The 26673-nt window shown below is 57.4% G+C and carries 37 protein-coding genes and 1 other annotated feature; of the genes, 27 read left to right on the plus strand and 10 right to left on the minus strand.

The features are described from left to right. Positions 1-29 precede the first annotated feature (29 nt). From CTT34_RS01475 to CTT34_RS01505, 7 genes are all read right to left on the minus strand, one after another. Complete coding sequence (locus CTT34_RS01475; protein WP_159340737.1) at positions 30-833, minus strand: DUF2303 family protein; 804 nt, start codon at positions 831-833, stop codon at positions 30-32. A 57-nt stretch (positions 834-890) separates the two neighbouring features. Beyond that, positions 891-1250, minus strand: coding sequence for a hypothetical protein (locus tag CTT34_RS01480; RefSeq protein ID WP_159340738.1), 360 nt, complete (start codon positions 1248-1250; stop codon positions 891-893). An 86-nt stretch (positions 1251-1336) separates the two neighbouring features. After that, positions 1337-1657, minus strand: a complete 321-nt coding sequence (locus CTT34_RS01485) for a phage antirepressor KilAC domain-containing protein (RefSeq protein ID WP_159340739.1) — start codon at positions 1655-1657, stop codon at positions 1337-1339. After that, on the minus strand, positions 1654-1980 hold the full coding sequence (locus CTT34_RS01490; RefSeq protein WP_159340740.1) for a hypothetical protein: 327 nt from the start codon (positions 1978-1980) through the stop codon (positions 1654-1656). The genes CTT34_RS01485 and CTT34_RS01490 overlap by 4 nt, the downstream gene beginning before the upstream one ends. Further along, positions 1977-2168: a hypothetical protein gene (locus tag CTT34_RS01495; RefSeq protein WP_159340741.1), complete on the minus strand. Its 192-nt coding sequence runs from the start codon at positions 2166-2168 to the stop codon at positions 1977-1979. The genes CTT34_RS01490 and CTT34_RS01495 overlap by 4 nt, the downstream gene beginning before the upstream one ends. A 146-nt stretch (positions 2169-2314) precedes the next feature. Further along, positions 2315-3397: a type I restriction endonuclease gene (locus tag CTT34_RS01500; RefSeq protein ID WP_159340742.1), complete on the minus strand. Its 1083-nt coding sequence runs from the start codon at positions 3395-3397 to the stop codon at positions 2315-2317. Between the two features lie 24 nt (positions 3398-3421). After that, positions 3422-4150 (minus strand): S24 family peptidase, encoded by a 729-nt coding sequence (locus CTT34_RS01505; protein WP_159340743.1) that lies wholly within the window; start codon positions 4148-4150, stop codon positions 3422-3424. A gap of 75 nt (positions 4151-4225) precedes the next feature. Between CTT34_RS01505 and CTT34_RS01510 the strand changes: the two genes are divergently transcribed. From CTT34_RS01510 to CTT34_RS01520, 3 genes are all read left to right on the plus strand, one after another. Next, the gene (locus CTT34_RS01510) at positions 4226-4414 is read left to right on the plus strand and encodes a Cro/CI family transcriptional regulator (RefSeq protein ID WP_159340744.1); all 189 of its coding nucleotides are present in this window, start codon (positions 4226-4228) and stop codon (positions 4412-4414) included. Between the two features lie 195 nt (positions 4415-4609). Then, complete coding sequence (locus CTT34_RS01515) at positions 4610-5119, plus strand: phage regulatory CII family protein (protein WP_159340745.1); 510 nt, start codon at positions 4610-4612, stop codon at positions 5117-5119. Then, on the plus strand, positions 5112-5312 hold the full coding sequence (locus CTT34_RS01520) for a TraR/DksA family transcriptional regulator (RefSeq protein WP_159340746.1): 201 nt from the start codon (positions 5112-5114) through the stop codon (positions 5310-5312). Before CTT34_RS01515 ends, CTT34_RS01520 begins: the two co-directional genes overlap by 8 nt. An 11-nt stretch (positions 5313-5323) precedes the next feature. Here CTT34_RS01520 and CTT34_RS01525 read toward each other — a convergent pair whose 3' ends face one another. Further along, positions 5324-5584, minus strand: coding sequence for a hypothetical protein (locus CTT34_RS01525; protein ID WP_159340747.1), 261 nt, complete (start codon positions 5582-5584; stop codon positions 5324-5326). 23 nt (positions 5585-5607) lie between these two features. Between CTT34_RS01525 and CTT34_RS01530 the strand changes: the two genes are divergently transcribed. From CTT34_RS01530 to CTT34_RS01540, 3 genes are all read left to right on the plus strand, one after another. After that, on the plus strand, positions 5608-6636 hold the full coding sequence (locus tag CTT34_RS01530; RefSeq protein ID WP_159340748.1) for a PriCT-2 domain-containing protein: 1029 nt from the start codon (positions 5608-5610) through the stop codon (positions 6634-6636). Next, complete coding sequence (locus CTT34_RS01535; protein WP_159340749.1) at positions 6636-8354, plus strand: DUF5906 domain-containing protein; 1719 nt, start codon at positions 6636-6638, stop codon at positions 8352-8354. The genes CTT34_RS01530 and CTT34_RS01535 overlap by 1 nt, the downstream gene beginning before the upstream one ends. Before the next feature lie 326 nt (positions 8355-8680). Continuing rightward, positions 8681-9058, plus strand: coding sequence for a hypothetical protein (locus CTT34_RS01540; RefSeq protein ID WP_159340750.1), 378 nt, complete (start codon positions 8681-8683; stop codon positions 9056-9058). Between the two features lie 157 nt (positions 9059-9215). Here CTT34_RS01540 and CTT34_RS01545 read toward each other — a convergent pair. Beyond that, positions 9216-10432, minus strand: a protein-coding gene (locus CTT34_RS01545; RefSeq protein ID WP_159340751.1) for an IS3 family transposase whose coding sequence is annotated in 2 segments (ribosomal slippage) — positions 9216-10147 and positions 10147-10432 — 1218 coding nt in all. Because the reading frame shifts where the segments join, the coding sequence is not laid out codon by codon here. Next, positions 10041-10157 (minus strand) — a sequence feature (AL1L pseudoknot). Its footprint overlaps the gene before it by 117 nt. A gap of 199 nt (positions 10433-10631) precedes the next feature. Here CTT34_RS01545 and CTT34_RS01550 point away from each other — a divergent pair. From CTT34_RS01550 to CTT34_RS01650, 21 genes are all read left to right on the plus strand, one after another. Next, entirely contained in the window at positions 10632-11210 is a 579-nt protein-coding gene (locus CTT34_RS01550; protein ID WP_159340752.1) for an N-acetylmuramoyl-L-alanine amidase, read from the plus strand. Positions 11211-11235: 25 nt separating this feature from the next. Next, positions 11236-11559, plus strand: coding sequence for a phage holin, lambda family (locus CTT34_RS01555; RefSeq protein ID WP_074211129.1), 324 nt, complete (start codon positions 11236-11238; stop codon positions 11557-11559). Continuing rightward, entirely contained in the window at positions 11556-11987 is a 432-nt protein-coding gene (locus tag CTT34_RS01560) for a hypothetical protein (protein ID WP_159340753.1), read from the plus strand. The genes CTT34_RS01555 and CTT34_RS01560 overlap by 4 nt, the downstream gene beginning before the upstream one ends. A 135-nt stretch (positions 11988-12122) precedes the next feature. Then, a complete protein-coding gene (locus CTT34_RS01565; protein ID WP_159340754.1) occupies positions 12123-12443 on the plus strand; it encodes an HNH endonuclease in 321 nt (106 codons plus the stop codon). A gap of 215 nt (positions 12444-12658) precedes the next feature. Beyond that, complete coding sequence (locus CTT34_RS01570) at positions 12659-13174, plus strand: phage terminase small subunit P27 family (RefSeq protein ID WP_159340755.1); 516 nt, start codon at positions 12659-12661, stop codon at positions 13172-13174. Further along, positions 13137-14858, plus strand: a complete 1722-nt coding sequence (locus CTT34_RS01575) for a terminase large subunit (RefSeq protein ID WP_159340756.1) — start codon at positions 13137-13139, stop codon at positions 14856-14858. The genes CTT34_RS01570 and CTT34_RS01575 overlap by 38 nt, the downstream gene beginning before the upstream one ends. Before the next feature lie 11 nt (positions 14859-14869). Beyond that, positions 14870-16177, plus strand: a complete 1308-nt coding sequence (locus CTT34_RS01580) for a phage portal protein (RefSeq protein WP_217352975.1) — start codon at positions 14870-14872, stop codon at positions 16175-16177. Continuing rightward, positions 16140-16844, plus strand: a complete 705-nt coding sequence (locus CTT34_RS01585) for a head maturation protease, ClpP-related (RefSeq protein ID WP_217352976.1) — start codon at positions 16140-16142, stop codon at positions 16842-16844. Before CTT34_RS01580 ends, CTT34_RS01585 begins: the two co-directional genes overlap by 38 nt. A 65-nt stretch (positions 16845-16909) precedes the next feature. Beyond that, on the plus strand, positions 16910-18157 hold the full coding sequence (locus CTT34_RS01590; RefSeq protein ID WP_159340758.1) for a phage major capsid protein: 1248 nt from the start codon (positions 16910-16912) through the stop codon (positions 18155-18157). Positions 18158-18219: 62 nt separating this feature from the next. After that, a complete protein-coding gene (locus tag CTT34_RS01595) occupies positions 18220-18600 on the plus strand; it encodes a hypothetical protein (protein ID WP_159340759.1) in 381 nt (126 codons plus the stop codon). Further along, entirely contained in the window at positions 18597-19127 is a 531-nt protein-coding gene (locus CTT34_RS01600) for a head-tail connector protein (RefSeq protein ID WP_159340760.1), read from the plus strand. The genes CTT34_RS01595 and CTT34_RS01600 overlap by 4 nt, the downstream gene beginning before the upstream one ends. Next, a complete protein-coding gene (locus tag CTT34_RS01605; protein WP_159340761.1) occupies positions 19124-19444 on the plus strand; it encodes a phage head closure protein in 321 nt (106 codons plus the stop codon). Before CTT34_RS01600 ends, CTT34_RS01605 begins: the two co-directional genes overlap by 4 nt. Continuing rightward, positions 19441-19860, plus strand: coding sequence for an HK97-gp10 family putative phage morphogenesis protein (locus tag CTT34_RS01610; RefSeq protein WP_074211120.1), 420 nt, complete (start codon positions 19441-19443; stop codon positions 19858-19860). The genes CTT34_RS01605 and CTT34_RS01610 overlap by 4 nt, the downstream gene beginning before the upstream one ends. Next, positions 19857-20186 carry a gp17 family tail completion protein gene (locus tag CTT34_RS01615; RefSeq protein WP_159340762.1) on the plus strand — a complete coding sequence of 110 codons (330 nt, stop codon included), beginning with the start codon at positions 19857-19859 and terminating at the stop codon, positions 20184-20186. Before CTT34_RS01610 ends, CTT34_RS01615 begins: the two co-directional genes overlap by 4 nt. Before the next feature lie 57 nt (positions 20187-20243). Beyond that, positions 20244-20717, plus strand: coding sequence for a phage tail protein (locus CTT34_RS01620; RefSeq protein WP_159340763.1), 474 nt, complete (start codon positions 20244-20246; stop codon positions 20715-20717). A 3-nt stretch (positions 20718-20720) separates the two neighbouring features. Continuing rightward, positions 20721-21149, plus strand: a complete 429-nt coding sequence (locus CTT34_RS01625) for a phage tail assembly chaperone (RefSeq protein ID WP_159340764.1) — start codon at positions 20721-20723, stop codon at positions 21147-21149. Positions 21150-21175: 26 nt separating this feature from the next. After that, a complete protein-coding gene (locus CTT34_RS01630) occupies positions 21176-21466 on the plus strand; it encodes a phage tail assembly protein T (protein ID WP_159340765.1) in 291 nt (96 codons plus the stop codon). Between the two features lie 55 nt (positions 21467-21521). Beyond that, entirely contained in the window at positions 21522-21962 is a 441-nt protein-coding gene (locus CTT34_RS01635) for a hypothetical protein (RefSeq protein WP_159340766.1), read from the plus strand. A 55-nt stretch (positions 21963-22017) separates the two neighbouring features. Continuing rightward, entirely contained in the window at positions 22018-25281 is a 3264-nt protein-coding gene (locus tag CTT34_RS01640; RefSeq protein ID WP_159340767.1) for a phage tail tape measure protein, read from the plus strand. After that, positions 25278-25865, plus strand: a complete 588-nt coding sequence (locus CTT34_RS01645) for a hypothetical protein (protein ID WP_159340768.1) — start codon at positions 25278-25280, stop codon at positions 25863-25865. The genes CTT34_RS01640 and CTT34_RS01645 overlap by 4 nt, the downstream gene beginning before the upstream one ends. Continuing rightward, positions 25865-26461 (plus strand): hypothetical protein, encoded by a 597-nt coding sequence (locus CTT34_RS01650; RefSeq protein WP_159340769.1) that lies wholly within the window; start codon positions 25865-25867, stop codon positions 26459-26461. Before CTT34_RS01645 ends, CTT34_RS01650 begins: the two co-directional genes overlap by 1 nt. On the opposite strand, the gene CTT34_RS01655 is transcribed toward CTT34_RS01650, so the two are convergent. Then, the gene (locus tag CTT34_RS01655) at positions 26445-26666 is read right to left on the minus strand and encodes a hypothetical protein (RefSeq protein ID WP_159340770.1); all 222 of its coding nucleotides are present in this window, start codon (positions 26664-26666) and stop codon (positions 26445-26447) included. The genes CTT34_RS01650 and CTT34_RS01655 overlap by 17 nt on opposite strands. Positions 26667-26673 lie beyond the last annotated feature (7 nt).

Here is a 26673-nt window from a genome sequence, read left to right on the forward strand (position 1 = left end):
AGCGGCGGGGTGGTGTTGCGGGGGTGGGCTTACGACTTCTTGAAAGCACCGAGTAGCAGGGTGCTGTGTTCGTCTAGCTCCTTGGCCAGCACGTCCTTGAACTCTTTCGCCATCTCTTCCTTGACGGCTTCCAGGCCGATAATGCGCAGCTTCAGGCGCGGCTTGCTGTCGTCAGCGAGGATCGATACGCGAATATCAAAGGTGCGGAACGACAGCCCCTCATACGGTAGGCAGTGGAAACGGATAATGTCGGGTGTGCTATCACCGGCGCTGGCATCTAGCGCGTCCATGCCTGACCGGCTGCTGCCCCAGTCGCGATCTTCTGACACGCGCTCAGAAGTGGCCTTGATCTCAATGCGGCGTACGGCGGCGGCGAGTTTCTGAGCAGTCATCTCGACGCCGTTGCTGTCGATCCCGGTGATGCAGTGGTGCCAGTCCTCAATCCAGTGGGCCAGTTCCTTTTGCCCAAACGCGCTTTCGTGAGCATTTAGGCACGCCACAAAGGCGCTGGTTTTTTCCAGGGTAAGGGTGGCGGTGTGGTCGCCGTGGCCTGGTTCAGCGGCGTTGCCCAGGTCAAAAAACGCCTTGGCCGACATGGCGTCCACGTTGACGAAGACGCGTGATTCATCTTCTTCGTTGACGTAGGCGGCGTAGTCTTCGATCGAGCTGGTGGTAAAGCTGCCACGGAAGCGAGCGGGCGATTGCTGAAAGTTTTCCAGCGACTGCAGCTCGTAGCCCTTCGGTACCAGCATCGTGGGGGTGTCGGTGCCGGGGTTGCCGATCTGCGCGGCGTGAACGAGGGCTTCAATCTTTTCGATGGCTTGGTGGTCCATGGTCATTCCTTTTGCATTGGTTTGCGTTGGTGGGTGGTGGGTGTATCCGTGCGCTGGTTAGGCGCGCTGGGTGCTGCTTTGGCCTTCCTGCTGGAAGTCGAACTTGCCCTGGTTCTCGGGGAACAGCGTGAGCTTGCCGCCTTTGCCGACGTATAGCGGCGTTTTGGTGGTGTTTTCCTCGCTGCGCTTGCCCTTTGCCGTGGGTACCACATAGCTGAGCTTGTGGGCACAATCGACCTGCGAGCTGTCCGCGATCTGTTTCAGGCTGAACTTGATGGTGACGTCGGCGGCTTTGCCGTGCTGCACGCAGCCAGCGGCTGCATCGCTGAGGGCGCGGGCTAGCTTTTCGCGGAAGATGCCAGCGTCCAGATCGTCCAGTAGGGCGTTGATATCGGTGGAAGTCGGTTCGTTTGCCATGGTTGGTTTCCTCTTGCGTGGTGGTAGTGGCCGTTTGGCCGGGGTTTTTCGGCGTTGCCTGGGCAACGTCGCGAAATGGTAATGGCTTAGCCGTCGTTGGCGGCTTCGCGCTGGATGCGGATGTTCAAGCGGTTGGCGATGTAGAGCAGGCCGCGCTCTGTCACCAGCGTTTTGCCGTAGGGGCGTTCGGCACCTAGCCCTGGGTTTTCATACGCTTTTAGCTCGACGACCAAGCGACCCGTGCTGGTGTGTGGGCGGGTGGCCACGTTGCTGGCGTCTAGCATGCCGAGCTCGCGTAAGCGCTTGCATAGCGTGTTTCGGCCAGTGCCGAGCAGCGCGGCGGCTTCTTGAAGCGTGTAGCGCTGGCCGAGTACGCGGGGTGGTTGTGGGCGTTGGGGGGCGTTCATGCGGCGTCTCCCGTAGGTGGGGTTAAGAGGGCTTCTAGTTCGCGGGCGATGCCTTGAAGTTCAGGTAGTGCCTGCTCGCCCATATAAGGGGCGTCACCCGGTAAACTTACATACATCACCTTGCGGGCGGTGTAGTTGCCCAATGCCGTATCACTGAACAACATCACGTCGACATTGAAGGTGTGGACGTGGCCTGAGTACTCCGCCGAAACGGCATAGGTGCCTTGCATGGTGATCGTGATGGCCAAGTCTTGGATGTAGGCCATGGCGTCGCGGTGTGCTTGCGTTAGCACCGGGGCGGGAAGTTGGGCAACGGTGGTCATGCCGCACCGCCTTGGCAGCGATAGTGGGCCGCTTCTTCAGGCGTGAGCAGGTGGATAGTGCGAGAGGGGGAACCAGCGCGGCGGGCGGCGATGCGGCCTGTGGTGGCTTGCATGGCCGCGATAGCGATGTGGCTGTTACCTGCGGCCGGGTGCATGTACACCCGGCATGGTTGGGCATTGGTTTGCATGTGTTGACTCCAAGCTGTGGTGGTTACAGCTGACGTTTGCAGACGTCGTAGAATTGAAGGTAAATGTATTTACCTTTAGAGTCAACGTGCGATGTTAATTTACCTATTGATGCAAGAAAAAGCCGGTGCAAGACCGGCTTAGGAGCTTACTCGTAGCTTTTTACGACTGAAATCAGAGCTTCTCTGTGGTTGAAAATGTCAGTCAAAGCACTTAGATCATGCTTAACTGATTCATTATCTTGACGAATTTCGATTCTCTTCAATGTCTTGGAATTGAAGTGAAGTCGACAAATAGGCTTACGATTATTGTCATCGAGAAGCACGGCACAGTAAGACTTTGCATCTCGCATGAAAACCCTTTCAGGCGCTACTTCACTAGCGACGATGGCCCTAACCATGTTGTAACCATCAATTTCTTCCTGAGTCGTGACAATCTCGTCATCTGAAGACTGTTCAGGTGTCTCCTCGTCCATCTGAATGGACTGGACGTTTACTGATCCTGATTCATCTCCACTGGTCGTGGCTAGTGCCTGCTTCAAACGAAGAGACACCTGTTCTTTGATGTGCTGAGCCATAGCATCGCGGATGATAGGGGTAAATTCATCCAGCACCTGCTGGGTCATGCGGCCATCGAAAAAATCTTGAGCGATGAATTTGATGAAGTCGCGCGGTGGCTCTTTGAGCATTTTGCTGAAAGATGCCATCGCAAGATTGGTGTATTTTAAGCGGTTTGCCGTGCTGAGAATGGTGTCAACATTGAAAACGGGCTTGGCAAATTTCTTCAGCTCTTCAATGTCTCTTTCGTTATAGTCGGTAAGTCGGAAGGTGAAAAACGGCCTGTTATCCAGCTTGTTGGTGTCATCGAGATCTGAATAGAAGCGATACTCGATACCGTTGGTCAAGATCGCGAATTTGGCTTCTGTGCAGTTGAAGTAGCGATAGAGCTGGCTAAATTGAGCATCAGCCAAATCAGTGGTGCGCGGCTTGCATTCAATTAGTATGGAGAGCACACCATCGTTTTTAATGGCATAGTCGACCTTTTCGCCTTTTTTCAAGCCGACGTCAGCTGTAAATTCAGGCAGTACTTCGGTGGGGTTGAAAACGTCATAACCTAAGCTTTGAATGAATGGCATGACCATAGCATTTTTCGTCGCTTCTTCATTGACAATGTGGTCAAGCTGCTCTCTGGCACGGCCCGCCAGTGTTGCGATTTTCTGTGCTATCTCCATGTTCCCTGCCTTTTGGTTGGTTTGCTACATCCTCCCAAATGCCCAGCGTCCCAAAAACCGAGCGCAAATTTGGAAGTTATCTGTTTCATCCATTTCGTAGCTGGGGTACAGCGTATTGTCAGATATAACTCTAATTCGGTTTCCAGGTAAATGCTGCAGACGTTTAACGTGTACTTGGCCGTCGAGTTGAAAAATATAAACGCCGTCGTCCTGCATTTCTCGGACAGAAACATCAATGATTGCAAAGTCACCATGGCCCAGCGTCCCCATCATAGAGTCGCCTCGGGTACTGATGATCCTCAAGTGAGGGGAGGGTTCGATTCCGATAGCCCGTAAGACCGCTCTGGGCACTTCCATGTAGGCAGTGGTTTCTTCCGATAGAACAACCGCACCATGACCTGCGCTCGCAGTTACGGCAAGAATTGGAATCCTGTAATCAGCACTGCTGGTACCTTTCTCAGCATGCTCGTTGAGTAGCGGCTCCATAAGAGTCGACTCCACATTTTTACTGTGCATGGGTACGACGTTGCTGCTAGTGGTCGCTTTCTCACGCTTGCCCGTCAAGATCCATGCGGCTGTTGTTTGAAGGACTTTTGCTAAGCGCTCAAGGTTATGAGAACCAAGCTGTTGGTTAGAGTTTTTTTCCCATTGGGAAATTGATTCACGCGTGACGCCTACGCGTGCAGCTACCTCACGCTGAGTAAGCCTGAGTTGGGTGCGCCTTGATTTGATTCTTTCTGCTTGATCGCTCATGTAAATAATCTTACGCCTTGTAGCGGTAATATGTTTCCGCTACAGTGGGTAAATGTATTTACCTGGGTGAGCGACATGCGTAAATCAGATGTAATTGAGCATTTTGGTAGCGTGAAGGCGGCAGCGAAGGCTTTGGGGCTGACTTCCCAAGCAGTGAGCATGTGGCCGGAAACGGTACCTAAAACCCGCCAATGGCAAATCGATGTATTGACGGAAGGCAAGCTGAGAGCGCAAAGGGTAAATGAATCTGAGAAATCAGCCTAATAGGGCTGTTTGAGGTGCTGAGCGGGACTGCAATCCCGCTCAGCTATTGCCAGTGAGGGTCTGCCCACCACAGACGTTCCCACACTGGACTTGTAGCAACGCAAGTGAGCAAACCAATAAAGCCGCCTGCGTTACTCTTCCCATCATACACCACGGGGGAGCGGTAACGCATGGCATAGAAACGGGAGTAATGCCATGTCTAAACGCTGGCCAACCTCAAAGGAGCGCGCTGAGCGCGAAATCCTGCCCCTTAACTTGGCGCTGTATCACGCGGCGCGTGACTACCTCGGAGGCGGCAAAGCCATTGCCGCCATCTACGGACTGCCTGCTACCACGCTGCAGCATCGGCTAAACCCCAACGCCGAGAATCACAAACTGACCATCGACGATCTGGAGCATGTGCTGGAAGCCACCCGCGATCCGCGCATTCTGGATTCGCTGCTGGCCCTGGTGCCGGGGGCACATTGGTTCGAGTACCAGGAAGCAACGAACGAGTGCAGCGAGCAACATCTGTTGAACTCGGTGGCGAACTTATCCAGCCAAGTGTCTGAACTGCTCACGCGGATCAGCGAGCACCGCCGCGATGGCAAGTACCACGACCATGAAAAAGCGGAGCTGGAAAAGCTGAAAGGCCAACTGTTTGGCGCGGTTCAGGCGCTGCTGGTATGTGCTCAGCAGTTTGATGGGGAGGTGAGCCATGGATAAGGCGGATGTGGCGAACGATTACATCGAGTGGCGTACTGAGCAGGCGCTGAAAGCCCGCGAGTATCAACCGAGCGCACTGGCCAGCCGTGCGATCTGCAAAGAGTGTGACGAGCCGATCCCGGCAGCGCGCCGTAAGGCGTTGCCGGGCGTTCAGTTGTGTGTGGCGTGTCAGACTGTGTTGGAGGGGCGATGATGCAATTAACTCTACTTGCCTATTGCTCTCAAGCCAGCCGGATAGATAGTGATCCAAATTTTTTGATTGGCATCTTTAAAGCTAGGAAGTTCGCGATTCGTGCCAAGCTGAGTTCTTGGATCCTCGAAATCCAGCATGCTCTCTTGTTCGAGCTCTTCGCAACATTTGATCACCTCCTCAAATGTTGCATCCATCTGGCTCACATCAATCTCTGTCTGCTTCAAAGGAACTGCACGTTTCAAAATTTCAATATGGGTAGGTGTAAGCTGCATAATTCTGCCTTTGGGGGTGAAGTATGAATGACCTCCTTAGCATAGACGAATTGCGCTTAGCTCTGACACATATCCCCGCCGATGACCGCGAGACGTGGGTCAACATCGGCAACGCCGTCAAGACTGAGTATGGCGATGATGGTTGGTTTGCCTGGGACGAATGGAGCCAAGGCGGGGCGAGCTATAACGCGGCGGATGCCAAAAGCGTGTGGCGTAGCTTGCAGGTGGGCCATGTGCGATTGGGCACCATCATCAAGCTGGCGAGTGATAACGGCTGGCAGCGTGAGCGAAAGGCGATGACGCCGGAAGATCGGAAGCGCTTGAAGGCTGAGCAGGAGGAGCGACGCCGTAAGGCAGCCGCGCAAGTAGAAGCCGATCAGGCGAAGTTGGCCCGTATGCAACAGGCGGTATCTCGGGCTTGCCAGCAGGTAGTTGAAAGGCATTTAACGGCGGAAGGTTCAGCAGCGTACCTGGAAACCAAAGGCGTGGGTGCTCATGGTGTGCTGTTCGTGAAGCGGGCGGTGCTGGTGAGCATTGATGCCAACGTGGAAGCGGCCAGCGTGTGGGCAGGCAGTGAGGTGAAGGATTTCTTTGACCAGTTGCCTTCGCCCCGACCGGATCACCTGCATCTGTTTCAGCTTCGCGTGGGTGATGTGGTGCTGCCGCTGTACGATGGCGGCGGTGTGCTGTGGGCGCTGCAGGTGATCAACGGGAAGGGCACGAAGCTGTTTCCGAAGTTTGGCCGCAAGAGTGGTTGCTGGCACCGTATTGCGTGGCAAGAGCCGCCTAGCATTATTGGCGTGGTGGAAGGTTACGCCACCGGGGCCAGCGTTCATGAAGCGATGGGGTGGCCGATGGCGGTGGCTTTGGATGCGGGCAACATGGCCCGCGTGGTGCCTCAGTTGCGCGATCTGTACCCGCAAGCGCAGCTGGTGATCTGCGGTGATGATGACGTAGAGACGGAAGGGAACCCTGGCAGAACCAAAGCGGAAGCGTTGGCGTTTGAGTATGGATGCCGTGCCGTTTTTGCTGAGTTAGGCGAGGTGGCCTGATGCCGGATTGGAACGATCTTCATGCAGCGCGTGGCCTTGCGGCCGTGCGTGAGCAAATCAGCGCGCAATTAGCCGACGCGGCGAATGATGCAGAACTCCCCCCGGCCCCCTCTGAATGGCAGCCCCCGGCACCGGTGGCCGCTGCTGCACCTTCGGGGGGCGTGGGGGAGGCGCCAGAATGGAATAGCGAAAGCGTTCATCGCCGCTTTGCACTGCTGGAAGGTGAGAAGCAGGTATATGACCTGGTGCGTAGGCGGTTGATCAAATGGGGGGCGTTTGAGGCACTGACCTCTAAGTCGTTAGCCAAAGAGTGGGTGGAACGGCAGGATAAGAAGCTGATCGACCCGGATCAGGCGCGTATGCAGGTGGCAGAGGCGAAGCTGGCGGGTAAGCAAAAGGCGAGCCGCGGCAAAATGGGCATGCCGCCGACTGAGCGTTACGTTTATTTGGACGGTACCCAAGAGATATGGGACCGCCAGCTAAAGCAGCGCTTGCCCGCCAGGGCGGTGCAGTTGGCGTTGGGGGATGCGTGGTCGCTTTGGATCAATTCGCCAGAGCGTCGGCAAATTCCCCATGACTGCTTGATCTTCGACCCGGGCATGACGCAGAGCCCAGGCGAGCATATCAACACGTTTGAGGGGCTGCCACTGGAGCCGGTCGATGCGCCCGAGCGATGCAAGTCGATTCATTACCTGATTCAGTGGCTATGTAGCAACGATCCAGACGCGACGCACTGGCTGACGTGCTGGCTGGCTTACCCGCTGCAGAACTTAGGCGCCAAGCTAGATACTGCGGTGCTGGCTCACTCGACGATCGAAGGGTCGGGCAAGTCGTTGCTGTTGTCGGATATCATGGGGGCGATCTACGGCATCTATTCGGCCACGGTGGGGCAGGCTCAGCTGGAGATGAACTGGAACCAGTGGCAGGAGAGTAAGCTTTACGGTGTGTTCGAGGAGGTCGTGAGCCGCGACCAGCGCTATAACCAGGTCGGCAAGATCAAGCACATGGTCACCGGCAAGACGATGCGCGTTGAAGCTAAATTCATGAACGGTTGGGAACAGGCCAACTACATGAATGCGGCGTTTCTCTCCAATGAGATCATGCCGTGGCCGATCAGCGAGCATGACCGGCGTATGTTGGTGATCTGGCCCGAGAAGACACTGCCTCCTGAAGCGAGCAAAGCGATAGGCCGCGAGCTGGTGAATGGCGGCATCGAGGCGTTTTATCACTATCTGCTCAACTATGACACCGGCGACTTTGACGAACGCACACGGCCACCTAAGACCCCCGCCCGTGAGCGGTTGGTGGCATTGAGCCGTGCAAGCTGGGAAAACTTCCTGGTGGCATGGCGTGAGGGTATCTTAGGTGTGCCTTTCACGGTGGCTAGGACGCAGGATGTTCACGACCTCTACCTTGAGTGGTGCAGTAAGAACCGCGAGCACACCATGAGCGAAACGAAGTTCTCTTTGTTTATCAGTACGCAGGTGCTCAAGACGGATAAGCAGCTCTGGTGGTATGACATGGATAACGCCCGAAAGCGCTCTATCTTCTTCCTCCCGAACCCACCTGATGGGGTAGACCTGAGCGATGGTAAAAAGCTGGGTGCCTTGGTCAAGGCGTTTAGGGACCAGGCATTAGAAGCGGGCTGGAACCCTGCGAGCTGGGATAAGTGCCAGGGTTGGGTCAAGCCGTATGGCGGCTCACCACTCGATGATTAATGTCTAGGGTCACTAGGCTATGTCTAGGCTGTTCTATGCCAAGGATAGACAATGAAAACCAATTTTAAACAATGGGTTATGCGAACCTGTCTAGGGTGTCTAGGGTTTCACACGCGCGCGCGGGTGCGCTCACGCTATTACTAGGCAGTTATCCACACCACCTTTTTAAATTTCCCCTATATAGGGAAAACCCTAGATACCCTAGACACCCTAGACAATTATTTATAAAGCTATGTAAGTATTAAGTTTTTAAGTGTCTATGGTGTGTCTAGGGTTGGGGTGAATTGATCTAGGGTTAAAAAGTGCCACCACCACGGAGCAAACCAATGCTGAAAGAGATCGATGATTTGTTGCACCACTGGGCCGATCAGCTGAAAGGCCGGGGAATGCGTCAATGCTCACCTCTGGGACGCTTGGCGGAGTTTGGCGGCGTGATGCCGCCTAGTGGCCCCAAAGGCTCGCGTGATCTTCTAGGCCTGGGCGATATGGATGATGCCGCCTGGGAAGTGCAAAAGGCCGTGAACGGGCTGAGCGCTGAGTACCAGGTGTTAGCCCATGAGCATTACCTATGGAATGGGTACAACGACGCGAAAGCTGAGCGCCTTGGACTCGCTGAAAGCACTTACTATGACCGCCTGCATCGCATGCATTACGAAATCCAGCAGGCGTTGAAGGACAACCACCGCCGCTCAAAACGGGCCTAATCATTCATGCCTTTCGATGTTTGCCTAACCATGCCCAACTTTGTAATTAGATTTTTCGTTTGGCATTAAAAACGGCTTGATGCCACCGGAGTCAAGGCTCACCATTCAGCTACTGTCTTGAACCGCCCCGGTTATTCCGGAGACCGGTTTGTTTGAGTCAAGCAGCTTCACCCGACTCTTCCAGTTGACGATAATACGTCCTTTCTCGTTCTGCTGGTGGAACGTTTCCGATGGGTTCCAGCAGTCGGCGGTTGTTGAACCAGTCAACCCACTCCAGCGTGGCATACTCAACGGCATCCAGTCCCCTCCATGGGCCACGATGATGGATCACCTCCGTTTTGAACAAGCCGATGATGGTTTCAGCCAGCGCATTGTCGTAGGAGTCGCCGGTGGTGCCGACTGAGGCATTGATACCCTCGTCAGCCATACGCTCGGTGTAGCGGATCGAGAGATATTGGCTTCCCCTATCACTATGATGGATCAACCCTTGTCTGTGTTTTCGTGCCCACAGAGCTTGCTCCAGAGCGTCCAGCACCAGTGCCGTTCTCATCGACGTCGCTACACGCCAACCCACGATACAGCGTGCATAAACATCGATAACGAACGCAACGTAAACGAAGCCAGACCAGGTAGCGACATAGGTAAAATCGGCTACCCAAAGCTGATTAGGACGCATAGCCGTAAAGTCACGTTTCACTAAATCAGGTGCCCGTTTCTGGCCGGGATCACTGAGGGTCGTGAAGGGGCGTTGGCCTCGCACCACGCCGCGAATTCCTAGGCGGCGCATGAGCCGTTCTACAGTGCAACGAGCAACATTAACGCCTTCACGGCGGAGTTGCCGCCAGACCTTACGGGCACCGTAGACGCAGAAGTTTTCTTCCCACACGCGCTGAATCTCAGCGGTAAGAAACGCATCCTGTCGATACCGGTCTGCCCGCCGTTCAGGATCAGCTTCAAGTGCCTTGTGGTGGTAATACGTCGATGGGGCGATTGGCAGTTGACTACAAATCGACTCGACCCCGAACTGAGCACGATGCTCGTCGATAAATGACACCATCAATTGGGTTTGCGGTCGAGCTCCGCCTGGGCGAAAAAAGCAGCCGCCTTACGGAGAATTTCATTAGCGCGCTTCAATTCGACGTTTTCACGCTCTAGCTGCTTGAGTCGTTCATTTTCAGGCAGGTTAACCGAGCTGTTTTCCTGCGTGAGTTCTGTGCGTTTGCACCAGGCTCTCAAAGTCTCTGGTGTACAGCCGAACTTGCTGGCAATGGAGCAGATCGCCGCCCACTTGGACGGGTATTCGCCTTGCTGTTCAAGGACTAATCGAACAGCTCGCTCCCGGACTTCTGGGGAATATCGTTTTGGTGAGTTCATAACTCCATCCTCTCAAGATATGGAGTCTCCGGTAAAGCCGGGGCGGTTCAGTCTAGTAGATGCGCCTGAACCACTAAGCCCCAACCATTGCGTTGGGGCTTTTTGTTGGGCGCTAGATAACCAGTGCTCCCGCTCGTGGTGGGCGGTGCCTCGCATGGCTTCGGCTGTGCGGGGCATTTTTATTTGAGGAGGTGGCCAAATGGGCATGCGTTGGATCGATCAGGTGAACGCGGTGCCGCAGCGGCCCCCTCAGCGCAAAACGGTGATGCTTTCGGCTGGGCACAGCGATACGGTGCCGGGCATCGTGGCGAACGGGCACAAGGAAGCCGACAAGGTGCTGGCGTTCCGCGATGACCTGAGCGTTAGGCTTGCTGAGCTGGGTATTCGCCATGTGCTCGACGGTGAACCGGGCGAGAACCTGCCGTTGCGCACGGCGACGGCCATGGCGTCCGGCTGCGACATTGCCATCGAGTTTCATACCAACGGGGGCGGCCCTGGTGCCACGGGTGTGGAAACGCTGTCTCGGGCGTTCAACAAGCCGTTGGGTGCCGAGCTGTGCCGCGTGACGTCAGAGGTGCTAGGCATCGCCAACCGTGGCGCCAAGCCGGAGAGCGCGGGGCAGCATCACCGCTTGGCGTTCGTGAGCGACGGCGGCGGCATCATTCATGAGTTGTTCTTCCTCTCCAACGCCAACGATCTGTACCAGTTCCTGACGCACCGTGAGGCGCTGTTGGATGCGGTGGCCGAGGTAATCGCGGACGCGGCGCGGGCGGCGTGACATTCATTCGACAAAGAGTTCTCTCATGCCGGGACGTGACCCTAACCTTTGGCAGCAGTTGCTGACCTATATCGCGCTGGTTTGGCCGCAGATCTATGCCGGTGGTTTGGCGTTCGTCGTGGCGCTGATTCGTGGCCTGCACGCGGGCAACAAGGCGCGGCAGTCGTGGTTGGAGGCCATCTTGTGCGGTTGCCTGACGTTCGGGCTGTTCCCGGTGCTGCACTATCTGGGGTTGCCGGGTGGTCTGGCGGCGTCGATCGGTGCCTTCATCGCGTTCAAAGGCACGGAGTGGTTTGGCACGCGTGCAGATGAACTCTACGAAAAGCTGATTGGCAGGTGGCTGAAATGATCAAGCGCATCATGGGCAACTTATCAGGCTGGATGATTGCGGGGCTGTTGGGCATCACGGTGTATGCGGGCATGCAGGCGCGTGAGTATGCGCTGCAGCTCTCGGTGACGGAGAGCCGGTTGGCTCGAGCCCACGAACAGGTGGAGATCCTGCAGGAACACCAGCGCTGGCAGCGTGAGCAGATCGACACGCTGAGCGCGGTGCTCTCGGCAAGAGACGAGCAGCTGCAGCGTGACGCTGAGCTAGTAGACATGATGCGCAACACGGCGCGGCAACTGGAGAGAGACGATGCGACGACTAGCGATTGGGCTGGGCAGCCTCTGCCTGCTGCTGTTAGCGACTGGGTGCGCGAGCTCGCCACCGACGATGACGATTCCCGTGGTGGTGGCACCGGAAGTGCCCCCGCACCTGCTGACGCCCCTGAGTGAGCCTCAGCGGCGTGTGTCGCACAACCGCGACTTGCTCCAGTTGCTGGCGGACTATGAGTCGCTGAGAAGGCGGGCCAATGCGGATCGTGAGTCGGTGTATCAGCTGTTGCTCAAGCCTGGGTCTGCGGGGGAGCAATGAGCGACTACGATCAGCGCCGTGGTTCATCCGCTCAGCGTGGCTACGGGTACAAGTGGCAGAAGGCGCGAGCGGAGTACCTGAGGGCTAACCCGCTGTGCGTGTTTTGCCAGCGCCGGGGAAGGGTCACGGCGGCCACGGTTGTCGACCACATCAAACCGCATAAAGGCGACCTGAAGCTGTTCTGGCGACGGTCGAACTGGCAGAGCCTGTGCAAGCCGTGCCACGACATCGACAAGCAGCGATTAGAGAAGGGAGGCGCGCTGCCTGGCTGTGATGCCGAGGGTATGCCCGCTGACCCGCATCATCACTGGGCGTGACGCTGCACTTTTGGCTTTTGCGCCATCAGTGAGGGTTTTCTCGTTGTCAGGCATGGGGGGAGTCAAAAGTTCAGGGCTTTTCGGCTCTAGACCGATACGCCCCCTTTTCTTGTGCAAGCGGGAAAAATGGGAGGGGGGTATATCGGTTTGAGGGCATCCAAAGCCTAGCATTTCATCGGTTTAGTGCCGACCAATTTCACATTCTGGAGGTTTCCATGGCTGGCAATAAGAACTCTGGACGCCGCCCGTTGCCGGGGAACGTCCATCTACTGCGCGGCAACCCAAGCAAGAAGGGCGCACATGAATTTCACGACACGGGCCAGGCGCCCCAGCTGAAAGTAGAAGCGCCGCCGTGCCCTTCCTTCTTGACCAAGGATGCCAAGGCCGAGTGGCGGCGCATCGTGAAAGACCTGGAAATCCTGGGGCTGATCACCAAGGTAGACCGTGCGGAATTGGCCGTTTACTGCCAAGCGTGGGGCGATTGGAAGGCCGCCCGCGAGAAGATCGCTTCACTGGAAGACAAGGGCATGGTCGAAGTGACCCCCAGCGGCTACAAGCAGATGAGCGCCTGGATGCAGCTAGCCAACCGTGCCGAAGAACGCATGCGTAAAGCGGGCGATAGCTTCGGCCTGAACCCCAGCGCCCGCGCCAAACTTGGCCCCGGCACCGTAGGACAAGGAGAACTGTTCCCCAATGAGCAAAAAGAAACCGCCGCAAAATACGGTCTGTGATGACCGGGCGACGGCGTTTGCTCAGGCGGTAGCGGACGGTGAACTGATTGCGGGGCCCCAAGTGCGCGATGCCTGCGCACGCCACTTGCGCGATCTGGAAGAGAGCGAAGCACGCGGCCTTTATTGGGATCTGGGCGCGGCCAACCACGCCATTGGTTTTTTTGAGGAAGTACTACGGCTCAACGGTGGGCGCTTTGAAGGTGAGCCGTTTCACCTGCTGCCGTGGCAGGCGTTCATCGTCGGTTGCCTCTACGGCTGGAAATCAGATGACGGCTGGCGGCGCTTCCGCGTGGCGTACGTTGAAACGGCGAAGGGCTCGGGCAAGTCGCCACTGGCGGCAGGCGTGGGCCTCTATGGCTTGGTGGCCGATGGAGAGGAGCGCGCCGAAGTCTACGCGGCCGCGACGAAGAAAGACCAGGCGCAAATCCTGTTCCGCGACGCGGTGGCCATGGTCGATCAGTCGCCGCTGCTCGCCACGCGCATCGTCAAATCGGGCGCGGTGGGCAAGGAGTACAACCTAGCCTTTCACAAAACGAGCAGCTTCTTTCGCACGGTGGCGGCTGACGATGGGCAATCAGGCCCACGGCCACACGTCGCGCTGCTGGATGAAATTCACGAGCACAAAACCCCGCTAGTAGTAGAGATGATGCGGGCCGGTACCAAGAGCCGCGAGCAAGCGCTGATCTTCATGATCACCAACTCTGGTACCGACCGACTATCGGTATGTTGGGACTACCACGACTACGCGGTAAAGGTAGCCAGTGGCGCGCTGGAAGACGATTCGTTCTTCGGCTTCGTCTGCTGCCTGGATGAAACCGACGACCCGTTTGAAAGCGAAGAGTGCTGGTACAAGGCCAACCCATCGTTGGCGTATGGCATCCCCGGCTTGAAGTACTTGCGTGAGCAGGTGACCCAAGCACGCGGCATGCCCAGTAAAGAGGCCACCGTTAAGCGTCTCAACTTCTGCATGTGGGTGCAGGCGGACAACCCCGCGATCAGTCGCGATGCTTGGTTAGCCACGCAAGATAAAGAGTTTGATCACGATAGCCTGCTAGGCCGCCGCTGTTACGCGGGGCTGGATCTCTCCAGTACCCAGGATTTAACCGCCTTAGTGTTGATGTTTGAGCCGGTACCGGATGACCCCGTGTGGCGGATGATCCCTTACTTCTGGCTGCCAGAAGAGGGCTTGGCGCGTAAGGCCGAAAAAGACCGCGTGCCCTACACGCTCTGGCAGGAACGGGGCTACTTGCTGACCACACCGGGCAAAGCGATTAACAAACGCCACGTGCTGCATCAGCTTTCGGAGATCGCCGCGATGTACGACCTGCAGCGTATTGGCTACGACCAGTGGCGCATAGAAGATCTCATAGCATTGATTGATGACGAAGCCGTCACGCTGCCACCGATTGAACCTGTTCGCCAAGGGTTCCAAACCATGGCTCCAGCAGTGGATGAATTTGAAACACGGCTAATTAACGGCGTGTTACGCCACTCCGGACACCCTGTGCTGACGTGGTGCGCTGCAAACGCGATTTATAGCGAAGACCCTGCGGGTAATCGCAAGATTGATAAGAAGAAATCCACCGGCCGTGTGGACGGCATCGTTGCCGCCGTGATGGCAACGTCGTTAACGCTAGGCGTGCTCGAAGACGACGGTGGCGACCCTGACTTTATTCTGCTGTGACTGGAGATGCCGTGCGCAACTTACTGAACCGACTAACAGGCAACAATGCCGGGCCTGCGGTGCGCGAAGAGCCAACCGTCACGCCTCAACTAAACAATGCCACAGAGGGAGAATCTGCGGTTAGCAGTTCTGACTACAACGGCATGATGGAGCTGTTTCAGGTCAACCCCAGTTTTGCAGGCCCGGTGGTCACGCCGGAAACCGCGATGCGGGTGACGGCGGTTTACGCCAGCGTCCGCATGTTAGCCGGTGCGGTGGGCACCATGCCGGTGCATATCTATGAGCGCACCGCTACCGGTAAGCGCCGTATTGATCACGACCTCTGGTGGATACTCAACCAAGAGGCAGGCCCTGGTTTTACATCAGCGTCAATGTGGGAATTCCTAATAGCCTCAATGCTATTGCGTGGCGATGGCCTGGGTTGGTTCAAGCGTAATCGATTAGGTGAAGTGGTAGAGATCGAGCCGTTAGCACGCAACCAGACCATCATCGAAAAAAAGGATGGTCGGCTGCGCTACCACGCCCAGCTTGATGCTACGTCTTCAGCAGGGCCGGGCTACAAAGGGCTGGATCAAGACGATGTGTTCCACCTACCTAACGTTGGCTTTAACGGCATTTGCAGCCCCTCCGTGATTGGCTTGGCCGCCAAGCAGGGCATAGGCCTTGCACTGGCGGCAGAGGAGTACAGTGCCCGGTTCTTCTCCAACGGGGCGCGCCCGGATCACGTCATCACCATGGACAAAACGCCCACGCAGGAACAGATCGACCGTATCCGTGATAACTGGCTGAAACGACACACCGGCACCGCTAACGCTCACTTGCCGGGCATGCTGGTGGGCGGTGCCAAGGTGCACCAGATCACCATGAGCTCAGAAGATGCGCAGCTGATGGAGGCACGCCAGTTCCAGGTAACCGACATTGCCCGGGCGTTTGGCCTGCCGGGCTGGATGATCAACGCTAACGAGAAGTCCACCAGCTGGGGTAGCGGACTGGAGCAGATGGGCTTGGGCTTCATCATCTACACCCTTCAGCCTCACTTAACGCGAGCTGTGCAGGAACTCAATAGAAAGCTGTTCCGTGACCGTCGCCATTTTGCGGAATTCAACGTGGCTGCGCTTTTGCGTGGCGACGCTAAGACCCGCTCTGAATACTACAAGGGCGCGCTAGGTGGAACACAAAACCCCGGCTTTATGACGCAAAACGAAGTGCGGGCAAAAGAGAACCTGCCGCCGATCGAAGGCGGCGACCAGCTCTACACACCCGAGGGGAAATCCAATGCCGATGCCCAAGCTGCTCCAGCTTTTCCTGGACAACGTTAACCGCCCGCGTGACTTCAAGGTGGCCGTGGAAGGCGATGAAGCCGAGATCTACCTGTATGACGCCATAGGCGATTGGTACGGCGTCAGCGCTGCCCAGTTCGTGCAAGAGCTTCGCGGGCTGGATGTTGCCACCATCCACCTCCGCATGAACTGCCCCGGTGGCGATGTGTTTGAAGGCCGGGCCATGGCCACCGCGCTGGCTCAGGTAAAAGCCAAAACCATTTGCCATATCGAAGGCTTGGCCGCATCCGCTGCCACCTACGTGGCCGGTGCCTGCGATGAAGTGGAGATTACCCCCGGTGGCTTCTTCATGATCCACGAAGCATGGACGCTCACTATGGGCAACAAGCGCGATCACCAAAAGCAAATCGATCTGCTCGCCAAGGTCGATGACAGCATTCTTGCAGATTACGAAAAGCGCACCGGGGCAAGCCGAGAGCAGCTAGCCGCCTGGATGGAAGCGGAAACGTGGTTCACCGCAGAGGAAGCCAAGGAAAACGGCTTTGTGGATACCATCACCGACACCGACCGCAAAGCCAACCGCGCCGCCTGGAACCTCGCAGCCTACGCCAACGCACCGGCTGCGCTGACCAAGCCGCCAGTGGTAGAAGATCACTACAACCGTGAACAGGCGGAACGTCGCCTGGCACTGTTAGAACGGCAATAGCGGGCTCCCGCTAGCCAATTCACCAGCCGCCTACGGGCGGTTTTTTTACGCCTAGGAGAAACACCATGCCCAAGAGCATTCAAGAACTGCGGGAGCAGCGCACCAAAGCCGCCAAGGCCTGCCGAGAACTGCTGGACAAACACCCTGGTGACCAGTGGGGCGATGCTCAGCAAAAGGAGTACGACAACCTGGTGGGCAACATCGACAACTACGATGCCGAGATCAAGCGTCACGAAACCCTGATGGATCGTGAAGCGGAAGAAGCACATCGCATCGAAGACCGCGCCAACCGCGACGGCATCTCTACAGATGAAGCCAGCCATCTGAAACAGAAAGAGCAAAAGATTTTCCGTAACTGGATGCGCAACGGTGTGGATGGGCTGGATGCGGAAGAACGCCAGCACGTTCAACAGCTTCGCCAGCAGATGATGCAGAACGCCATGAGCACCGGTACCGGCAGCGAAGGGGGCTACCTAGCGCCGGACCAGTTCAGCAGCGAGCTGCTGCAGGCGCTTAAAGCCTTTGGTGGTATGCGTGAAGTGTCGAATGTCATCCAGACAGCCAGCGGTGTCGCGATCAGCTGGCCAACCACCGATGCCACCACGGAAGAAGGTGAAATCGTTGGTGAGAACCAGCAGGTGTCTACGGGAGAAACCAGCTTCGGCACACTGCCGCATAACACCTACAAGTTCAGCTCCAAGTCGATCGCCATTCCGTTTGAGCTGCTGCAAGACAGCGAGATCGACATTGAGGCCTATATTCGAGAGCTGTTGAACCAGCGCCTGGGTCGCATCACCAACCGCATGTTTACCGTGGGTACCGGGGTAGGCCAGCCTCACGGCATTCTGACCGGCTCACAAAGCGGCAAGATCGCCCCGACTGGGCAGGTGTCTGCCATCACCTACGACGACTTGGTGGATACCGAACACAGCGTAGACCCGGCGTATCGCATGGCGACTTGCCGCTGGATGTTCCACGACCACACCCTGCGGGATCTCAAGAAGCTGAAGGATGCCGACGACCGCCCGATCTGGGTGCCGGGGGTGGCCACCAAAGAACCGGATACGCTGGCAGGCTACGGTTATGCCATTAACCAACACATGCCGAAGCTGGGGGCCGGTAACAAGCCGCTGCTGTTTGGCGACTTCCAGAAGTACATCATCCGCGACGTGATGCAGATTCAGCTGTTCCGCATGACCGACTCCAAATACACCGAAAAAGGCCAGGTAGGTTTCCTCGCCTTTATGCGGGCTGGTGGTCGTTTGATGGATGTTGGCGGTGCCGTGAAGCATTTCCAGTGCGCGGCTTCCTAAACCCTCAGCGGGGCGCATGGCCCCGCTGAGTTTTTCTACTTGCAGGAACGCAGGAGCAAACCATGGCTACCAAGAAAGCAACCCCGGAGGAGGCCACCCAACATGCTGACGCAACCACAGATGAAGGGGCCGCCCCCGAGCCAATCACCCCCGAGCCCAGCCCCGCAGCAGCGGCCGATGCCGGTACCACCCCAGCAGCGCCCGAACCACCGCCACCTGCCGATGATGAACCCGAGCAGCCGTTGCCAGAGCTAACGGTGCTCATCCTTCGGGATGAAACCATTGGCGGCAAAGACTACCGCCCCGGCGATACCCCCAAGCTGCCGGGTGCCGAGGTGGAAGCGCTGGTGGCTCGCAAGGCAGGCGACATTAACCATAAAGCCATCGCCGCCGCCCGCAAGGCGCGCAACAGTGGGGCCAATGAAGAAGCGGTGATCGAATGATGCGCTCCACACTGGTTGCGCCGCCATCGGTCGAGCCGGTCAGTGTGGCAGAGGCTAAGTTGCAGGCGGTGATAGAACATGATGAGCATGACGATATGGTGTCGCGGCTCATCATGGCCGCCCGCCAGGAAGCCGAGCAGCTGACCGGGCGGGCGCTGATTACCCAAACCTGGCAGCAACGGGGAAACCCCCACGGCGGGGCGGTAGAGCTTCGCCGCTGGCCTGCGCTTGAAGTAGTCAGTGTCAGCGATAGCCGCGGCGAACTGCCCACTACCGAGTGGGCGGCGCAGCTGGGGGAATCGCCGGTAGTCGAACCCGTAGACCGCTTTGAAGGCTTGGTGACGGTGGTTTACAAGGCAGGCTATGGCGCTGAGCCGGAAGCGGTACCGGCGCCTATTCGCCAGTGGATACTCGCCACCGCTGCCTCCCTTTATGAACACCGAGAGCGCGCTGTCGCTGGAACCATCACCGCCAAGCATGACTTCCTGGACGGCTTGCTGGATACGTATGTGGTGCAGCCTGTATGAGAGCCGGACGCCTAAGAGATCACTTAACCCTGCAAGGCTATGGCGATGTGAAAGATGCCATCGGCGGTACCCGCAAGGATTGGTTTGAGGTCGGCACCGTCTGGTGCGAAGTGCGCGGTGTTAGCGGTAAAGCCTTTCTCTCTGCCAGTGCAGAACAAGCGGAAGTGACCGCTGAGATTCTCATGCGCTACCGCCCCGATGTGAAAAGCGGCATGCGCCTGGTGCGTGGTGCCGAGATCTACACCATCGTGACGCCGCTACCCGATCCCAAGCGCCGCCAACTGCTGTGCATGTGCACGCAAGGGGTGAAACAGTGATTCACAGCCATCTCGACTTCTCAGGGCTTGCCAGCCTGGAAGAAGACTTAAAGCAACTCACGCGGGCTGAAAACGACCGCGTGCGCCGCCAAGGGGCTAGGGCAGGCGCTGGGGTAGTGCGTGACGAAGCCCGCCGCCGTGCCCCAAAGCGCAGCGGCAAGCTGGCAAAGAACATCGTAGCTGTGACCGCCAAAGTCTCGGAGAACAGCCGGGCAACGGCGGGGGTACGTGTGCGAGAGCGGGGAAAGGCCAGCGACCCGAGTAACGCCTTCTACTGGAAGTTTGTAGAGCTAGGCACTTCCAAACTTCCACCAGCGCCGTTTATCCGGCCTGCCTTCGATGCCGTTGAACAGCAGGCGGGTGACGCGGCCATCGAGAAGATCACCCAGGCACTTGATAAGGTGCTGACGAAATGATTCAGGTGGACATTTATCAGGCCATCGAAGAGCTGGCAGAAGGGCGCGTGTTTGCGCTGGTGGCCCCCCAAGGCACGGCGGTGCCGTACTTGGTTCACTCGCTGCCCAGCCGCAACAGCGACGACACCATAGCGGGCATGGGCGCTACGAGGGCAAGCGTTCAGCTAGATGCCTACGCCCATTCACAGCTTGAAGCGGACCAACTGCTGGAAGCTGCGATTGACGCCTTAGACACGCTGGACCCCGGCGAGTTAACCCAACTGCAGGATTACGAAACCGACACTGCGCTCTACCGAGCCACCGCAGAGCTCACGATCTGGCACTAGCCAACAAGCAACACACCACCCGCCGCCGGCGGGTTTTTTTATGCCTAGGAGGCCACCATGGCACGTAAAGCTAAATACCAGTTAACCGCCGGTACCATCGTGTGGGTTAGCGCCACTGCTGTCGCCGATATCACCGCCACGGTGCCGGAGGGTGAGCAGAAGAAAATCTCCACCACGGCCAAAGAGATCAGCTACACCGGTGGGCAAAAGTCAGATCTCGATATGACTGTTTTGGAGAGCGATGAGCAGGAGATGGAGAACGGCTTGCGCGGTATGGGCGAGCTCACCATCAGCGGCAACTGGAAACCAGAAGACGAGGGGCAGGACAGCCTGCGTACGGCGGATGCCGACGACTCATTGCGTCTACTAAACATCACGTTCAAGTCTGGCAACTCCGTGAAGCTTTTGGTGCAGGTGCGTCAAGACAGCTGGAGCCTTGCCCAAAACGGCGTGGCTAGCGGCACCTTCAACCTGCGAGTGATTGGCAAGCCAGTATACGAACCAGCCCCGACGCCACCGGCAGGAACCTAATCTATGGCAGCGCGTAAAAACCCCGAAGCCCACAACCTTCGCCAGGAGCTACTGCAGCCCCTGGCGGGGTATCGGCACAAAGAAGTGCCCGTGCCGACTAGCAAGCGCAAGGTGATCGTGCGCGAACCAGGTGCCGATGACTGGCTAGAGTGGCAAGCACGTTTGCAGGCGGTAGCGGGCGAAGAGGTCTCTGAAGACAACTCTGATGCCGTGAGCGAGCGCATCAGCCGCTTGGATGACCACACGCCTGAAGCGGCCATGCTGGTTCGCGTACTGATCGACCCGCAAACCTATGACCGTATTTTCAGCGATGAAGACGTGGACAGCGTGGCCGCCAGTTGGGGGCCGGTGTATGGCCGATTCCTGAACGCAGCGTTCGAGCTGGCGGGCCTGACCACTGCCACACCTGTCGAAGACGCAAAAAAAAACTAACCGACCAGCCGGGGCTTCTGTTTCAGATGACCCTGGCATTGCGGCTGGGTAAGACCCTCGCAGAGCTGGCAGGCCACCAAGCACCGATGACGGCTCGCGAGCTGATTCAGTGGATGGCGTTTGATCAGCTGTCACCCATTAGCGACCGCCGTGGCGACGTGCACGCCGCCCAGATCGCCACCGCCGTGTACCAGTCGCAAGGCGCGAAGGTGGACTTTGAAGACGTGCTAATCGACTGGGGAGGCAGCGACACCACCGAAGGTGTTGAAGATGATGAGGCGCTGGAAACGTTGTTTGCGGCGCTGGCGGGGAGCTAGCCAAACTTAGCAAAGTGGGTTAAGTTCCCCATGGGAAACTAATAGGGAACATAACATGAAGAAAATATTGATTATGGCTGGTTTGCTTATTGGGTTATCTGGTTGTGCTCAGCAGGAGGTAATGCAGCAAACTCAATCTGGCTTTGCTGAAAAGACTATTCAGGATAAAAGTCAGTCTGTAGTTAGTCAGGATATCATTAATGCATGTATCAACAGGGGGCATACAATAAGAGAGTCTAGTGATTCTAGAGTCGTATGCTCTTCTACTATGCAAGGTGCTAATGCGGCACTTACGCAAATGTTGATTGGAAACTCATATTCAACAACGCCTGAGGTTGTTGTTTCATTTGTTATTGCATCAATTGGTGAAAACGTAAGAGTGGTAGCTCAGCCGCACGTAGAAACCCAAATGGCGATGGGTCAGAATCAAGTTCAATCCATGCGTGATAACAATGCGCTAAGAAACAATCTTCAAATGTTTCTAAACTCTCTTTAGTAATTATGATGCTTAAAACCCGCTACGGCGGGTTTTTTTACGCCTGGAGAAAAGTATGGCCGCTGCGTCCCTGCGTGAATTGATTGTGCGTATTAGCGCTGATTCCAGCGTTTACCAGCGCGAGATGGCTCGAGCCTCACGCATGGGCACCGACTACTACCGCACCATGGAGGGCGGGGCGCGGCGTCAGGATCTGGCCTTGCAGCGCAACCAAACTAACTTGCGGGCGCTGAATGCGCAGATGTTGGAAATCCGCCAAACGGCGGTGGGCATGGCGGGCGTGCTGGCCGGTGCCTTTGCCGTGGGGGCGTTGATTCAGACCGCCGATGCCTACGGGCAAATGGCCTCGCGCATCCGCCTAGCCACCGAAGGGGAGCGGGAATACGCCCAAGTGCAGGAGCGCTTGCAGCAGGTAAGCCGCGTTACCTACAAAGCGCTGATGGATAACAGCGAGCTGTTCGTGAACTCGGTTCGCCCGCTGAAAGAATTGGGTTTCGCCACAGAAGAAGTGCTGGACCTAACGGAAGCATTGAGTGCTGGCTTAGTGATCAGTGGGGCCAACATGCAGGCCACCACCTCGCTGATTGACCAGTTCGGTAAGGCCATGATCGCGGGCAAGCTGCAGGGTGATGCCTTCGATGCCGTGATCGAAAACGCCCCACGTCTACAGCAGGCCATGGCTAAAAGCTTGGGTGTCACGACGCGCAAGCTTCAGGAAATGTCGACGGCAGGCGAGCTGACCGCCGATGTTGTGATGCGAGCACTGCAGGCGTCGTTGGGTGATCTTCGCCAAGAGCTGGATGAAATGCCCACCTCGGTGGAAGACGCCACTCAGGTACTCAAAGACAGCTTTATGGTCTATATCGGCCAAGCCAATGAGGCCCATGGCACCACAGCCGCGCTGGCGGGTGGCATCGAACTGCTAGCCGATAATATCGAGAACGTGGTAGCGGTGGCCGGTGTGTTTGCCGCCATGGGCTTGGCCCGCTACATGAGCACCCTGGCGATTACCGCCGGTGCGGCTGCCCTTGAGTTTGTGAAGAACACCCAGGCACAGATCGCTTATGCCGCTGCCCAGCAGCAGGCTGCCGCCGCCACGGTTCGACTAGCCGCTGCTGAGGCCACTGCTAGCAAGCGTGAGTTAGGCCGGGCCATGGCAGCCGAGCGAGCCGCACGGGGCACCGATCAACACACGGCGGCGTTGGCCCGCCTTGGCACAGCCCGCACGGCTTCTATCGCCGCCTCTGCACAGCACACAGCAGCTACCAACGCGGAAGCAACAGCTCAACAACGCCTGGCAGCCTCTACCAGTTTGGCTGGGCGTGCCAAAGCAGCCGCGTTGGCATTGCTGCCGGGGCCTGCTGGATTGATCACGCTGGCCGCCGGTGCGGCCGCCAGCTTCATGCTGTTCCGCGATCGCACCGATGAAACCGCCGCCTCGCTGCTGAATATCGAGCAGCCAATGGATACGCTGATCGCACAGTTCCGTGAGCTCACCGTAGAGAACCAGAAAGCGGCGCTGATTCGTTGGGGCGATCGACAAGAGGAGGAAGCTGAAAAAGCCCGTAGCGCCATGGAAAGCATCCGCCAAGGGCTGTTGGGTGAAGCCTTTGGCGATATGGATGGTGCCAGTGCGCGTGTCTTCTTCGATGAAGTCAACGCTATGTTTGAGGAGGTAAAGACCGGCGCCCGCAGCATGGACAGCGTGCTGACTGAGGTACAGGCGCGCATCGGTATCGATGATAGCGTGATGCGTGAATATCGACTGCTGGCCGCTGAGTTCTCAGATGGTCGTATCAATGCTGACGAGTTTGGCGAGCGCATCGATACTCTGAACGGCCTGCTGGATGAAACCGCTAGCGCAGCGGGGCGGGCGGGAAGCGGTATTGAGAATAACGCCCCCAGCGACAAAACCCTGCAAGCCTGGCAGCGTTACAACGACCAGCTGCGCGAACAGATCGCCAACCTGCGGGACCCTTCCGCGATGGGGCAAACTAACCGCCGCCTGGATGCCATGGGGCCGGAAGTCAGCGATGTAATGCGCGGCTATACGCTGTGGCTTTCCGCAACCGCTGAACAGGAGCAAGCCAATTCAGAAGCGCGTAAGAAAGCCGCCGACGCAGCGCGGGATGCCGCCCGAGATGGGCAACGTAACGCGGAGCGAATCGTTCAGGCATACGAACAGCAGGCCGCTTCGCTGCAGCGTCAGATTGCCCTGCATGGCGATAACAGCCGAGCGGCAGCACTAGCGTACGACCTTGAAAACGGCAGCCTACGAGAGATTAGCCAAGCCCATGCCCGCCACCTGCAGCAGTTAGAGCAGGAGTTAACGACACGCGAGCAGCTGGCCAAGCAAGCGATCGAAGCCCAAGAGCTACTTCGGTTTGAGGCCGCTGAGCGCGCCCGCTTGTCTACCCGACAGCAGGGCATGGAAATCGACATCATCGCCGTGGGCCGAAGCGATCAGGCCATCGAAGTCATGCGCGAGATTGCCAGCGTTCGCCAACGCTACGCCGATGAAATGCGCGAGCTCCATCAGCGTCAGGAAGACGACAGCACTCGGATTAGTGAAGCGGCGTATGAGGAGCGGCGGGCGCTGCTGCAGCAACTCATGGATGAAGAAGTCGGCATGGTCGAATCAGCCGCTGCACGTAAGCGGGCGGCTGAGGAGAACTGGCGCAATGGTGCTAATCGTGGCCTTGAAAGCTACATGGACCAGGCGCGTGATGTTGCCACTCAATCAGAGCAGGCAATGAGCAATGCCCTGCAGCGCACTGAAGACGCGCTGGCGGAGTTCGTCAAAAACGGGCAGCTAAGCTTTAGCGACCTAGCTGACAGCATCATCAACGACATGATCCGCATGGCGATTCGGCAGCAAGCGTTGGGCCTGTTTAGCATGTTCGGCGGGGGCGGCGGTGGTGCCATTGCGGGCGGCTTCATGTCTCAAATTGGTTTTTCGGAGGGTGGCTACACCGGCCCGGGTGGCAAGTACGAACCGGCTGGCATCGTGCACCGGGGCGAAGTGGTGTGGAGCCAAGAGGACGTAGCACGGGCGGGTGGGTTAAGCGTGGTGGAATCGCTGCGTAAGAACTTTACCGGATACGCTAATGGCGGTGCGGTAGGGCAAGGTGTGGTGCCTTCGCTGCCTAGTCGTCAGGAGAATGGCGCTATTCCCAGGGCAGGCAATACGTATCACATCACCGGGCAAGTGGATAACGATGTGATCCGCCGTATCGAGCAGGCCGAGGAAAACGCCTATCGCCGCGTGCTTAACGATGCAATGCGTAACGGGAAAATCAGAAGGGCGTTAAGCGTATGAGCACAGTTGATTGGCCCACCGAGCTGCAGCCCGCCACCATGGAGTGGGGGCGAGTGTTTAACTCTTATGCGTTCACAAGCCCGTTCACGCAGTCTCAACAGATCCGCACCCATCCGGGTGCTTACTGGAAATGCTCGCTCACGTTTCGCAACTTGAAGCGGCCCAAAGAGCGCGTGCTATCCACCTTCATTGGATCGCTCCACGGCATGGCGGGCACGTTTAAGCTGAAACCCTGGACGCGCCCACCGGGGCCGTTCGTGGGCAATGCGGTGGTGGATGGCGGCGGGCAGGCAGGTGCTCAGGTGGTGACTCGCAACTGGAACGCCAACGCCTTGGTGTTACGCCTTGGCGACTACATCACCATCTCAGACCAGCTGCTGGAAGTGCTAGCCGATGTGACCAGTAACGCTCAGGGTATTGCCGTGGTGCCTGTTTCCCCTTGGCTGCGAGTGCCCCCGGCCAACGGTGCAACGGTCAATTACCGAGAGCCATACGCCATCATGCGCTTGGCGCGGGATGATGTGTCGCTGTCTATTCAGGCGTTGATAGCCGGTGGCACGTTGGAATGTAGAGAGGCCTTCTAATGCAGGTATTCCCGTTTAGTGATCAGGTGGTGGCTATGCTGGCCAAGCCCACCGTGCGCATGGTGTATGCCGCTGAGCTGGATTTCAGAGATGGCGTAGCGCGTGCCCATACAGGTACGGGGCCGTTGGTGATCGAAGGCCATACCTATGAGGGCATTGGCGCTTTTGGTGGTGTCAGCAGCACTCAGGAGCAGCTGAACAGCACCTCGCCTATGTCGGTAACGCTCACCTTGTCGGGATTGGATGCGCCCCTGGTGGCATCGACCCTACAGGATCGGTGCCGAGGGCGAGCGGGCAAGTTGATGCTAGTGGCTTACGATGACGCCGGTAACTACGCCGCCGATATTCTGTTCAGCGGCAAGATGGACGCCGCCGCCATGAGCTACGGCGGCAGTGAGGACGACAACGCCATTAGCGTAACGATCACCGACAGAATGATTGATTGGCAGCGCGGCGGTACCGAACGCTGGACCGATGAAAACCACCGCGCCCGGCACCAAGATGACCGCTTTTTCTTTGCCGTGGCGCAGCTATCCGATTGGCCGATCTATTGGGGGGCCAAGCGTGATGCGCCGAGTTTTAGTTATCCTCGTTAGTAGCGCCATAGGTAAAATCATCGCTTCCTAGCCGGTGTGAGCCATATTCAACTTTATAGCCTTCAGGGCAAGTCGCTTCTGCTTTTTGTTTTGAAGCGTAAACACCAGCTAAGTGCCAGGGAGATGTTGTCAATACTGCCCAGCCTAAGACCCAACCTTTGTTGTCTGGGTCAATTTTTAAATTTTCATCTATTTCAAAATTCATTCTTAGC

The sequence above is a fragment of the Halomonas meridiana genome (assembly GCF_009846525.1).
Classification (GTDB): domain Bacteria; phylum Pseudomonadota; class Gammaproteobacteria; order Pseudomonadales; family Halomonadaceae; genus Vreelandella.